Below are 12,778 nucleotides of genomic sequence, written 5' to 3' on the forward strand. Positions count from 1 at the left end.
ACCAAATACCAGTTTTAAACAATAAGTGCAACAATGAAAAAAAGTCTATTGACTGTCTTCGCTATTTTTATAACGGCAGCAGGATTCTGTCAAACTACACTTACCAATCCCCGAACAGATAAAAAACTATTAAAAAACTTCCAGGACGCCAGGCTGGGTCTATTTGTACATTGGATGGCCTGTTTCACTCCCGCTACCGGCGACTCCTGGGAAATAGGCCGCAAAACCTCCAAAGCTACCGCAGATTCTATCTCCTTCGCCTGGAACCCCGAGAAATTTGATGCAAAGGCCATCGTCGATTTTGCCGTAAAAGCAGGATGTAAATACATCACCGTCATTGCCAAGCATCACGACGGGTTTTGTATCTGGGATAGCAAGTACACAGACTTCGATGTAACAAAAACAGCATTCAAAAAGGATATCCTTGCTGAATTAGGTGCAGAAGCACGCAGACGAGGATTGCTCTACGGCATTTATTACTCCATTGGAGACATTCATGAATGCGAATGGACCAAAATTCCTTATGGCGGCGAAATCATGCCGGAACCTAAAGGTGGTAAGAGCCATTTTGTATCCTTTGTACATTCACAGGTAAAGGAACTGATTAAAAAGTACAATCCGGATATGTTGTGGTTCGATGGTTTTTGGCTGGGGCCTTACTGGACCCAACAGGATGGAAGGGATTTATACGCAGATATCAGGCAAACTAAATCTGCTACGCTCTCCAGAGGGCTATCTTCTACCCGTGATGCGGAAGATAAGCACGACATATTTATCCCTGACGGAGCTTCAGGCGACTATCTTTGTATGGAGGCTAAAACTTCCGAAGGACCTGATTATCCGTGGGAAGCATGTACCAGCGTAAGTTACCCTGTATATGCCTACGATCCCAATGCACAACTATTGTCAAAAAAAGAGCTGATCACTATGTTTAGTAAAGTGATTTGCGGCAACGGTAATCTTCTCCTGAACATAGGCCCTGATCGTGATGGAAGCCTGCCCTCAAAACTAACAAACAGGTTTATGGAGATGTCGGAATGGATATTAAAAAATAAGGAGGCGGTGTATAATACGGCCGGCGGGCCTTTCAAACAAGGTGATTGGGGAGGAAGTACCTATAAAGCCAATAAGATCTTTCTTCATCTTCGGGGAAACCAGCAACAGGTGAGCATAAACAAATTGAAAGGATATAAGGTGCTATCAGCAACCGAGATTACCTCAGGAAAGAAATTGAATATTACTGAATCGGGTAAAGGCTACAACATCGAAATACCTAAAAACTTTGAAGGGGTGGATATACCGGTGATTGCGCTAACGCTGAACAAACAATTTGTATTTACACATTGGTTATCGATTCAATAGGTTCAATGTATAATGATAATAGCCGCAAGCTGATTTCCTGCGGCTATTGTCATCTTCATATTTTCTCAAAAAACAGTCGCCTACCTCGCTCTCTTCTCCAACACCTCCCTCGGCGCAATTAAAAGCTTCCCTACTGCTGCACTCCCCTTAAACGCCTGTGCTCTCAACTGATAAATCCCCTTAGGAATCACGATAGACGTTCCGGTATAGTGCGCAGATGATGTATCAGGATTCGTATCATCCAGGGTATAGTAAATATCCAGTCCATCGATATCAGTACTAAGATTAACCAGTAATTGCTTCTCCGGATCGTGTTTTGCTGTTGCAAGCACATCAAAAGCGGCCCTGGAGTAATTGATCTGTGCAACATCCAGTATTTTAAACTGAGGCGTTAATTTCTGTTGGAAATATCCCCAGTCCTGTTTTGCTGATGGCGACCAAAACACTTCAGATAATGCAAGCGACCGTGGCCATGTCATGTATTCTGCATGCCTGCCTCCTGGCACGGATTCAGTCCATAAGTTGCCCTGTCCTCCCAAAACCAGTGTGCTATCCACTCCTGCCGGAATGGGGTTCCATTGGTAGCTTGTATGTAACCGAAGCATACTGTAAGTATCCGGCTCTAACAAGGGATCACCCTGGTATAAATCCAGGTAGGTATTACTATTGGGTGTAAAAATCACCTGATGCCCTTGTTTGGCTGCGTCCATTCCACCCTGTATGCCACGCCAGCTCATTACGGTAGCATCTGGCGCCAGTCCTCCTTCCAGGATTTCATCCCAGCCAATCATCTTCTTCTTTTTAGTCTTCAGGATCTTCTCCACTCTTTTAATAAAGTAGCTTTGCAGCTCATGCTCGGTTGGTATCCCCTGCTTTTTCATAAAATCCTGTACAACAGCGGAGTGCTGCCAGAAATGTTTCGTGCATTCATCTCCACCGATATGGATATACTCTCCCGGAAACAATGCTGCTATTTCTGTAAAAACCTTATCCAGAAAGGCATATACACGTTCATCTGCCGGGTTTAATGTATTATCCTCCTTATTATAAAATTCACTGCCGGGATTTACCGGGTAAATATATCCTGTTGCAGACAAGTAAGGATAGGCTGCAATAGCAGCCAGTGAATGACCGGGAACATCAATTTCAGGAACGATGGTGATATGTCTTTCGGCGGCATAGGCAATAATTTCTTTAATGTCTTCCTGTGTATAATAGCCCCCATAAGTGGCCTTTTCATTCTTTTGAGGCGGATCGAACGACCACCACTTACCTGTTCTTGGCACCCGCCAGGCACCTATTGCTGTTAAACGGGGAAACGATTTTATTTCTATTCGCCATCCCTGATCATCTGTTAAATGCCAATGGAAGATATTGAATTTGTAACGGGCCATATCATCTATATACTTCTTCACAAATTCTTTAGAAAAAAAGTGCCTGCTTACATCCAACATCAGGCCCCGCCATTTGAAACGGGGATAGTCTGTAATTTCCAATACCGGCAAACGGAAAGGCTGTTTACCCTCGTCGGCTGCAAACTGAAGAAGCTGCCGGAGCGTTTGCAATCCATAAAATATACCTGCTGTTTTACGTGCCTGTATTTTTATGCCCTGTTGTGTAACAGATAACGTGTAGCCTTCATCGTTATCCGGGCTGTTTAATCCGGGATTCAGCAATAGCTGGATAGATCCATCCGGGGAGGTTGTTTTACTGGTCAATGGTAATGTAAAGCCCGTCAGCACGCTGATCCAACCATTCACCTGATTACCCATTGCGGCAAGCTCGGGGTTGTCGGAGGATATGATCAGGGGGGTATGGTCATTAATTACAAATGTTCCTTCTCCCTGCCTCAATGATACCGGTTCAGGGATAATAGCCGGCCTGGTTTGCGCTGTACTTATATGACAGAGAAGCACCCACAACAAGATAAATAGAGCAAAAGAATTGCTAAAAGCTGACAGCTTGCGCATATGCTGATTTGTTTATTGCCATTAATGTAATAACAAATTAACAGAAATACAATTGCAAGCACTTGGGTAAGCTAAAAGGTTTAATTAAAACAGGTTAAAACAAAAAACAGGGTTTTATATTTTAAAATAAACAGCTTGCCTGATAACTATTATTCTACTAATTTAGTAGGGTAATAATCATCAAACAAAAAATGCCGATGCCTGACAAAGCTGTTAAAATAACCTGTTGGTTTGCCATCTTCGCTATCCTGCCCCTGTTAATAGTTTCAGTGGTATGTCATGCACAGGCAAAGCCGAAGAAGAAACCAAATATTATTATTATACTGGCCGACGACATGGGGTTTTCTGATCTGGGCAGTTTTGGTTCGGAGATCCATACACCACACCTGGATAGCCTTGCAAAGAACGGCCTCGTCATGAACCAGTTTTATAATGCAGGCAGATGCTGCCCATCAAGGGCTTCTTTACTGACAGGGCTGTACCCCCACCAGGCGGGTGTTGGCGACATGATACAGGACAGGGGCTATCCCGCCTATCAGGGCTATCTGAACGATAGTTGTGCTACGATTGCAGCACTATTGAAAACAGCAGGTTATACCACCATCATTTCGGGCAAATGGCATGTTGGTGCTGTGCCTTCGGCATGGGCCTGTAACCGGGGTTTCGATATATCCTTTACGCTGCAGAATAACGGAAGTTCCTACTTCAATTCGAAGCCACTGTATAATGACGGTCGTAAAGTGACTTTCCTCCTGGGCAATAAGGAAGTGATCCGGGAAGATACCTCTCTTTATCTGACACAGGCCATTACCAATTTTGCTATAGATGCGCTGGAAGCGCAGAAAAAAAACAACCGTCCCCTTTTTCTGTATCTGGCTTACAACGCACCCCACTGGCCCCTGCAGGCATTGCCGGAAGATATTGCCCGCTACAAGGGAAAATATACCAGCGGCTGGGATACACTACGGCAACGACGGTACGAAAAACTAAGGGCAGCAGGACTGATCAAAAAAACATGGCCATTGTCTTCCCGGTTCGAAAAAGTACCCGCCTGGAATATACTGTCGGCCGCAGAAAAGGAAATCCAGGACACCCGCATGGCAATATATGCGGCTATGATAGACCGTATGGACACCGAAATAGGCAGGCTATTGGCTAAACTGCATTCCTTAAAGCAGGATAAAAACACACTCATCATTTTTCTTTCTGATAATGGAGGCAGTGCCGATGACGTTAAACACTGGGATTATGTTATTCAACGCTCCGGCACTCCCGGATCTGTGGCCTCCATAGACAGTTATGAAAGCCCCTGGGGCAATGTCAGCAATACCCCTTTCCGTCTTTTCAAAAAGAATATGCATGAAGGTGGCATCTCTACGCCTTTCATTGCCTGGTACCCTGGCGTCATTAAAGCCGGGAGCGTTAATTCACAGGTGGCTCACGTGATGGATATTATGCCTACCTGCCTAGACTTCGCAGGCGTTCATTATCCGGCTGTTTTCAACACACATGCACTGAAGCCGCTGGAAGGCATCTCGCTCCGCAATGCCTTCCATAATAAGCCCTTTAAAAATCATCGGGCCATATGTTGGGAACATGAAGGCAACCGCGCTGTCAGAAAAGGTAAATGGAAACTGGTAGCTGAAAAAGGTACTCCCTGGGAATTGTATGATATGGAAAAAGACAGAAGTGAAACCAACAATTTAGCACAGCAATACACCGGCAAAGTGCAGGAACTGCAACGTGAATATGATACATGGGCTGCCCGCGTAGGCGTGAAAGATTCCTTATAATCAACGGGTTATGCTTTGTTGTTTATTTTTTTTCAAAAATCCCGACCGTTTTGCCGGCCTGGATCGTCAAAAAATAAACTTAAACAAAATGCAAAACCTAAAAAACAAAGTAGCCGTTGTGTTTGCCGCATCCGGAAACATTGCCGCAGCAGTAGCCAAAGCGCTTTCTCAACATGGGGCAAAGGTATACGTTACCGCCCGGAACCTGGACGCTGTAAAAGCCTTAGCTCAGGAAATCAAAGCCAATGGCGGGCTCGCGGAAGCCGCTAAAGTAGACGCCATGAACGAACCCGAAATAGACGCTTTCCTGAAAAAGGTTGTTTCCGACAACAGCCAACTCGACATCGTATTTAACGGTATCGGAGTGGATTATAGCGAGATGGGTGGCCGTCTGCCTACGACCACGGTAACTTTCGAACAATTCACGGCGCCGATAACAAAGATCTGCGGTTCGCAATTTCTTACTTCAAGGGTAGCGGCAAAATATATGATCGCCACCCAATCCGGGGGAACCATCTTAACACTCACCGCTGCGCTATCCAGGTCCAAGATTGCTAACTGGGCAGGGATCACTACCGCCAGCGCAGGCATTGAAGGATTAACAAGAGTAATGGCTGCTGAATGGGGAGAACATAACATCAAGGTGATCGGTATTTGCCCCGGTGCATTACTGGAAACAAGAAGAATCTCCGGAATAATTAATGGCACCGCCAAACAACTTGGCATCCCTCCTGAGCAGCTGGCGGCACAATACAAAGCCTTCGACATTCTGAAAACAAGCCCTACATTGAAACAACTCGGTGAAACAGCAGCGTTCCTCGCTTCTGAAACAGGCGTAGCTTTTAACAGCCATATTGTAGATGTGGACTGTGGCAAGCTAAACATATTATAGTACATTTGAGGAGCAGTCTTCAGGCAGGAAGGCTGCTCCCTTATTTTCACCTGCTAATGAATAAATGAATGGAAAAAGCAGCCATCCTTCAATCGGCTATAGCCGGAGATATCAACGCTTTCCAAACACTATTTGCCGAATTTCAGAACCAGCTGAAGTCTTATCTCTACCGGTTGCTTACCGACCGCGACTATGTAGATGACCTGACGCATGATACCTTTATCAAGGCATTTACGAAGATATCCACCTTTAACCAGGAGTCGTCTCTAAAAACCTGGGTATTCAAAATAGCCACCAACCTCGCTTACGACCATTTACGAAAATTAAAAAGATGGAAAGCAGATGCACAGGACCGGGGAGCAGATCTGGCCATAGGCTCGGAGGAAGTCAGGCGTACCTTCTGGATGGTGCATGATACCTCCCCCCACGGCGTTTATGAAATGAAAGAGCATATCGATTTCTGCTTCACCTGTATTTCAAAAACCTTACCCATAGAAAACCAGGTAGCGCTTATTTTAAAGGATATTTATGATTTCCCTGTGAGAGAAATTTCCCTTATCCTCGACAAAACGGAAGGCGTGATAAAGCACTTGTTGAATGATGCGAGAAATATCATGACAGACATTTTTGAGGACAGATGTGCCCTGGTTAACAAGAATGGCGTTTGCCATCAATGCAGCCATATCAATGCCATTTTCAATCCCAAACAGGATCAGCAGGCAGAGTTGATGAAGCTGGAACTGGTAAAGGCTTCAAAGAAATATAACAGAGAACAACTTTTTGCTTTGAGAACGATATTGGTAAAAGCTATTGATCCGCTGCACAGCGCAGGTACTGATTTGCAGGATACCATTATGAAGTGCACGCGAACGGCAATCGGAGACAGTGATTTTTTTGCGGGGGAATTGCGGAAAATAGAGTAATGGGGGGTACCAACCAGCATGCTTTAAAATATTCAGCAGGTCTCAAGATAAGGAGATCTGCCCCACCAGGCTTGATTAGAAAAAAAATATAAATAGCAGGATAGCGGCATTCAGGCATTGCTCTTAAAAAATGATAAAATTATTTTTCGCGTATAACCATTATGAAGTAAATTTTATAAAGACACACCTTAACTCAGTTAAATGATACTTGTGTATGTTAACGGTTTGGGGGATGATAAGATGAGTTAATGTTAAGGAAATTTTCCGCCAGCTAATTTTTAACCCATATAAACTACCCTGTTACATGACACAAGTACAACTCCGAAAGTTTGTTGGCCCGACGGCCATCTTATTCTCATTATGCGCCTGTTCCAGGCATAATAGTCAGCTATCTCCGATGGCCCATGCAGAATCATATGCTATTCAGGCAGATGGCACATCTGCAGGCAGTGGTTTCGACTGTTTCAATCAGTTCTTTAAATCTCTCAAACCAACTCCTGTTAATGCCTGAGAATAACAGCGCCCTATCCAACATCCTAACGATGTACGATACTTAGTAAATACATCACCTTTAATTACCCAAATCAACTCGTCATCTATGAAACAATCCATCCTATTTCGCCTGCCGCTGGCATTGGCTCTTGCTGCAATTTTATCAACCAGTTGTAAAAAAGAAACCACCACTTCCAACCCGCCCCCCCAGCCTCATGCCGGCGATTCGGTAGTGCTCCGGGCCCGACCGGAAGGCGCGATGCCTTTTGATGTGATGCTCGTGTACTGTGGCTATGTTTCTCCCGATGGCGCCGACGACGACAGGTCCGCTCCCGGCACATCGGAGATTATGGCAGGATACTGGACCATTAACGGGCACTGGTATCATTTCAGAAGCCTTTATACGTTTCCGTATATCTCAAACCCTTCTGCCATCAAATCGGCCTACTTAACGCTGTATTCAGATCCACATCCCTGGAATGGCGATAAAGTACATGCAAATGCCGGTAACAACAATGCCTTTTATATAAAACGGGTTATTTCAGACTGGGATGTGTATAGCCCCGTCAATGAAAAATACCCTGGGCCATATACCGCCTCTGTCGATCAGGTATTGGTGCCACATACCAGCCAGCCCTATCTGGATGTAACGGTTGATGTTACGCAAATGCTGCAAAACATGCAAACAGTAACCAACAGCGCCTACTCCATGGGATTGATGGTTCAACTGGCTAATGAAAATCCTGGTATGCTAACGTCAAGAATATTCTGTTCGGCAGAACATCCTGATATGAGCAAGTGGCCAAAGCTTGTTATCAATTATTAGATTTGAAATACCGGCCATGCGAAGATATGTATGGGCGAAAAAAAATGATCCGGGGCCGGCAACCAGGCCGACCCCGAATCATTGCTATTTGATTGTTCTTAGTTAAAAACTATATCTCAGGCCCATCTGCATCTGCCAGCGCGATTGCAGAAAGTCCACTGAATAGGGCTTCCCGGGATCCTGGAAGTTATACAGCGGATACCCCTGTGAAGCACGGCCAGGGATAAACGGTACCAACCCGACACTGGCAGTAGAATTATAAGTATTGGGAGAAAAATAAACCCATCCCCATTGTGAATTCAGGAGGTTGGTCAGGTTCAGGATGTCCCAGGTAAATGTGATCATATGAGCATGTTTACCGCCTTTACGGGCAATCATGAAGTCCTGCATAAAGCGGAAATCCACATTATTATTCCACGGCGTACGGCCGCCATTCCTTTCTGTAAATGATCCACGGCGATGGCTCAGGTACGAATCCTTATCGATGAAGGCATTAAAGGCGTTTGCCTGCTCAGCCGCTGTTACTGTTTTCCTGCCCGCTTCCGTGTACGGAGCAAAGAAATTAACCGCTTCCGCAGCATAAGGTATGTAAGCCAGGCTCACCTGCTGCGGCGTGTTCTGCGCCGTATAATTTACAAATCCATAGGTATATGGACTACCCGACTGGAAACTGCCGAAAAGCGAAAATGTACTTCTCAGGTGTTGCTGCCACGTAACGCTATAAGACACGGTGGCGACTATACGATGACGGATATCAAAATTGGAGAAAGCCAACTTCGGTGCATTGGGATTCAGCGCCTGGTTCAGCTGCCAGTTAGATTCCATGGAATTGCGCACACCATTGGATACATCTTTAGACATGCCATAGGTATAGGCAACAGACGCATTCAGTCCGCCCGGGAATTTCCTGCTCACCTGACCGGTGAGGCTGTAACGATAACCCATGGTAGTATTAGATAACAGGTACGCATTGGCAAACGCAGGATTGATGCCACCAGACGGGAACACCGGCTGCAGCCTGCGGTCGGCCGCCGTATCATAAGTGTTGTAGGCAGGATTGTCTTTCAGATTCACCTGCTGGAACATCACATCTTTTATCACCTGCGTATAAATGCCTTCAATACTGTAGCGGAAGCCACTGCGACTGGTATAGTCTACTCCCACACTACCCCGGAATACCTGTGGCATCATGAAATTATTATCGATCAGGTCTACCTGGGTTTTGCCGGCATTAGGGTTGCTTACCGGCTGTCCGTTCTGCCGGGCAAAGTCTGCAATACCGTTATTACCCGGCCGTAACGGATCGGTGCCGGGAATGAAAACGCCGGAGCCATTGTCTGTACGCTGATCGTATGCACCGTAAGTATCGCCGGTATTATAGTATGCATAACCGATCCAGGCAAAAGGTATACGCCCGGTAAACAGTCCTGCACCGCCGCGCAGCACCAGGCTTTTGTCTTCAAGCAGGTCATAACTGAAACCTAACCTCGGCGACACCTGCACCTTTCCCAGGTAACCATTATCCAGCTGATTCAATGGCCGGTAATCGAAGGTGGTACCTTTGTACTTATCGCTGACAGCGCTGCTTACTTTTTCACTGAGATCCGGCTTGTTGGGGATATGCGCCATATCAAAGCGGATACCGGGTGTAATACGGAACCTGTCGTTGATCTGAATTTCATCCTGTGCATACAGGCTGTAAAAATTGATATTAAATACCGCTCCCGGATGTTGCAGGATATATCCGCGGTCGTTGTTGAAGTAATTGTAACTGCCCCTCACCCTGCTGGGGTTATTATTCAGAAAATCGTTCACACTGGGGTAATCTACCCTCCCATTCCATGCGTTTACAAATCCATAAGTGATCTTATACAGCTCGTTGTGGGTACCGAACAACAGGTGGTGCTTACCGAGGTCCCAACGGAAATTGTCTGTTAGTTCCAGCGTACGTTGTTTCATATTGAAGATGCTGGCTTCGCGGTCTGTTCCCAGGAAGATGGTGCTGCCAGGTGTTCTTCCTACAATCTGCACCTGTGGGAAAGCAGGATTGCTGGTCGGATCCCTGTAGTCATGAATGGTGGAAAATCCGGCTATAACGTTGTTGGATAAACGACTATTGATACGGGTATTCAGTTCAGCTACCGTAGATTGCTGGTTATTGGTTTGTTTGAAAGCGATGCCTGCGAAACGGAAGTTCTGCTGATCACGTTCCAGCTGTACGGCGTCGGAGAAAATGGTGTTGTTGCGCACCGCCAGGTGATTGTTGTCATTGATATTCCAGTCTACCCGGTTGAAGAACTTCAGCGAACGGCCGGTGGCATTATACTGGCCATAAGTACCCGGATCGATGCCATAACGCGCGCGAAGAGCTTCCTGTATCTGTTGGGCATCTGTTTCAGACAATACACCGGAAGAAGTTTTACTGCCGGCTTCCTGTTGTACGGGGTCCTGCCGGCCCGTCACTTCTGTATTGGTAAAAAAGAAAAGTTTGTTTTTGATGATGGGAAAACCGAGCCGCAGCCCTGCCTGATAGTCATAAAACGCAGCCGGCATCTTTCTGCCGTCGCCGGCGCGATCCGCGCCGGTAAGTGTGGCATTCCGCCCGTATACATATACGGAGCCTTCCAGCTGGTTGGTACCGGAACGGGTTACCGCGTTAATGCTGCCACCCGTGAAGTTACCGATCTTCACATCATAAGGTGCGAGGTACACCTGCATATCCTGGATGGCATCCATGGAAACCGGATTGGTACGGGTGCTGGAACCCGGCATACCAGAGGTACCGGTAGCTCCGCCCAGCGAGGGGGAAAAGCCGATGGCATCGTTGTTTACAGCGCCGTCGATGGTCACGTTGTTGTAACGGAAATTGCTTCCCATGAAAGTATTATCTTTCGAGCCCTGCGGCACCAGCCGGGTAACATCCTGTATACTTCTGGAAATGGTGGGCATGTTGCGCAGTTCTTCCCGGTTGATGTTCCTGCCCGCACCATTGGTACGCGGTCCGGTTTTAGTGGCAGTAACCTGCAACTCGTTCAGCTTTCTGGCGCCGGTTTTTAAGGCAATATTCACCTGTTGTACCTGTCCGAGCATGACCTGTATATTATCTTCCCGTTGCGTTTCCATCCCAATAAAACTGGCTTCCAGCCGGTAAGGGCCGCCCACCCGGAGCCCCGACAGGTTATAACGCCCGTCGGGAGTAGTAGCAGTACCGTAGCGGGTGCCTGATGGTGTATGTACTGCCTGTACAGTTACGCCCGGCAATGGTTGCCCGCCTGCATCTGTAATACGGCCGCGCAGCGAGCCGGTAGTCTCCTGGGCGTATACCCGGAATAGGGTCAACAGTATGCCTGTCAGCAGGATCAGCATCCTGCCGGAAAAGTAAAAGTTTTGTTTCATCGCTATGACTTTTGACTATATCAACATCTTTATGAAAAGCTATTTGTAGTACACATAATCTCCCTGTGGTGCGAACAGCTGATCCAGCACATGTATCACACCATTAGTGGCAACAATATCCGGGCGTATAATGTGTGGAGGTGTAATCACTCCGGCACCATAAAAACTAACGCCGTCTTTCCCTATTTCAAAAGTGGCATCCTTCCCGATATCGTAGCTCCGGAAAACAATGGTAACCCCACTGCCGCTCATACCAAAGCCATTCAGTGCCACGGTACCAGGTTTCATCGGCACACCAGCACCGCCTGCCCATCTCCCGCCTATAAAATCGCAGGTGAAGTTGGTGCCATAAATACAGCCATACCTAACCAGTTTGATGAGGGTAAGAGTATCTACACCAGCGAGGTCCGATGGTACATTGTAACCGATCGTTTTAAACGCCGCATCTGTGGGCATTACCAGCGTGGCGGTTGTATAGGTGTTCCCATATAGCATTTTATAAATAGCCACCGGGTTGCTGGCGTACAGCTCCAGCATTTTTACACGGTGAAAAATATAGGACACCATCTTCAGGTCAGGTGCGGCATCCATTGTTTCCATCAATGTTCCCGCAGGAGGCAGTGGTAAGCGCCCTGTTTTGTGCACGACGCCGTCGGCCAGGCTGATATTTCCTTCTGTTACCTTCACCCCATTGAAGAAAGCACCGTAATAATTCTGCGTAACTACAGGCTTATACCGCGGATGCAAACTGGTAAGGGTATCAGACATAAATCCAACCTGGCTGGATTTGCCAATACGCCCGGGAAGGATCAGGTACCCGATCATGCCGCCCAGTGTTTTTTTATCCAGCGAACGCAATTTTTCTGCTGTAAATCCGGCGTTAATAAAGGCACTGTCGGCCGGCACGAATAACGTATACGGCCCTCCGGAGGAAAAGACAGTATCAAGACCCGACAGTTGCAAGGCGGTGCTGAACAACTGTGCATCCTTCTCGCCCTTCAGATAAGTGGCCAGTGTACGTACTTCTATTTTATCTGTATGCTCCGTTTTTTTACAGGCCACAGTGCCAACCATCATCAACAGCAGGCCGCAGAGGAGTGTTTTCATATTTTCTATGCTCATGA

At 46.6% G+C, this 12,778-nt stretch carries 9 protein-coding genes; 6 read left to right on the forward strand and 3 right to left on the reverse strand.

The window, feature by feature from the left end; translation table 11 throughout:
- Positions 1–33: 33 nt before the first annotated feature.
- The gene (locus UNH61_RS20145; protein WP_326993795.1) at positions 34–1,362 is read left to right on the forward strand and encodes an alpha-L-fucosidase; all 1,329 of its coding nucleotides are present in this window, start codon (positions 34–36) and stop codon (positions 1,360–1,362) included.
- Positions 1,363–1,442: 80 nt separating this feature from the next.
- Here UNH61_RS20145 and UNH61_RS20150 read toward each other — a convergent pair whose 3' ends face one another.
- Positions 1,443–3,332, reverse strand: a complete 1,890-nt coding sequence (locus tag UNH61_RS20150) for a family 20 glycosylhydrolase (RefSeq protein ID WP_326993796.1) — start codon at positions 3,330–3,332, stop codon at positions 1,443–1,445.
- Between the two features lie 197 nt (positions 3,333–3,529).
- On the opposite strand from UNH61_RS20150, the gene UNH61_RS20155 reads away from it, so the two are divergent.
- From UNH61_RS20155 to UNH61_RS20175, 5 genes are all read left to right on the forward strand, one after another.
- Complete coding sequence (locus tag UNH61_RS20155; protein ID WP_326993797.1) at positions 3,530–5,125, forward strand: arylsulfatase; 1,596 nt, start codon at positions 3,530–3,532, stop codon at positions 5,123–5,125.
- Between the two features lie 88 nt (positions 5,126–5,213).
- Positions 5,214–6,017, forward strand: coding sequence for an SDR family oxidoreductase (locus tag UNH61_RS20160; RefSeq protein ID WP_326993798.1), 804 nt, complete (start codon positions 5,214–5,216; stop codon positions 6,015–6,017).
- Between the two features lie 68 nt (positions 6,018–6,085).
- Positions 6,086–6,940: an RNA polymerase sigma factor gene (locus UNH61_RS20165; RefSeq protein ID WP_326993799.1), complete on the forward strand. Its 855-nt coding sequence runs from the start codon at positions 6,086–6,088 to the stop codon at positions 6,938–6,940.
- 304 nt (positions 6,941–7,244) lie between these two features.
- Complete coding sequence (locus UNH61_RS20170) at positions 7,245–7,451, forward strand: hypothetical protein (RefSeq protein ID WP_326993800.1); 207 nt, start codon at positions 7,245–7,247, stop codon at positions 7,449–7,451.
- 87 nt (positions 7,452–7,538) lie between these two features.
- On the forward strand, positions 7,539–8,258 hold the full coding sequence (locus UNH61_RS20175) for a hypothetical protein (protein ID WP_326993801.1): 720 nt from the start codon (positions 7,539–7,541) through the stop codon (positions 8,256–8,258).
- A gap of 102 nt (positions 8,259–8,360) precedes the next feature.
- Here the strand turns inward: UNH61_RS20175 and UNH61_RS20180 are convergent, their stop codons facing one another.
- Both UNH61_RS20180 and UNH61_RS20185 read right to left on the reverse strand, forming a co-directional pair.
- Entirely contained in the window at positions 8,361–11,654 is a 3,294-nt protein-coding gene (locus tag UNH61_RS20180; protein ID WP_326993802.1) for a TonB-dependent receptor, read from the reverse strand.
- A 39-nt stretch (positions 11,655–11,693) separates the two neighbouring features.
- Entirely contained in the window at positions 11,694–12,776 is a 1,083-nt protein-coding gene (locus UNH61_RS20185) for a fasciclin domain-containing protein (RefSeq protein ID WP_326993803.1), read from the reverse strand.
- Between the last annotated feature and the right edge of the window lie 2 nt (positions 12,777–12,778).

This window comes from Chitinophaga sp. 180180018-3 (assembly GCF_037893185.1).
In the GTDB taxonomy this organism is placed as follows: Bacteria; Bacteroidota; Bacteroidia; order Chitinophagales; family Chitinophagaceae; genus Chitinophaga.

Coding starts and splice junctions, on each gene's coding strand:
- UNH61_RS20145 (WP_326993795.1), top strand. CDS start 34: ATGAAAAAAAGTCTATTGACTGTCTTCGCTATTTTTATAACGGCAGCA.
- UNH61_RS20150 (WP_326993796.1), bottom strand. CDS start 3,332: ATGCGCAAGCTGTCAGCTTTTAGCAATTCTTTTGCTCTATTTATCTTG.
- UNH61_RS20155 (WP_326993797.1), top strand. CDS start 3,530: ATGCCTGACAAAGCTGTTAAAATAACCTGTTGGTTTGCCATCTTCGCT.
- UNH61_RS20160 (WP_326993798.1), top strand. CDS start 5,214: ATGCAAAACCTAAAAAACAAAGTAGCCGTTGTGTTTGCCGCATCCGGA.
- UNH61_RS20165 (WP_326993799.1), top strand. CDS start 6,086: ATGGAAAAAGCAGCCATCCTTCAATCGGCTATAGCCGGAGATATCAAC.
- UNH61_RS20170 (WP_326993800.1), top strand. CDS start 7,245: ATGACACAAGTACAACTCCGAAAGTTTGTTGGCCCGACGGCCATCTTA.
- UNH61_RS20175 (WP_326993801.1), top strand. CDS start 7,539: ATGAAACAATCCATCCTATTTCGCCTGCCGCTGGCATTGGCTCTTGCT.
- UNH61_RS20180 (WP_326993802.1), bottom strand. CDS start 11,654: ATGAAACAAAACTTTTACTTTTCCGGCAGGATGCTGATCCTGCTGACA.
- UNH61_RS20185 (WP_326993803.1), bottom strand. CDS start 12,776: ATGAGCATAGAAAATATGAAAACACTCCTCTGCGGCCTGCTGTTGATG.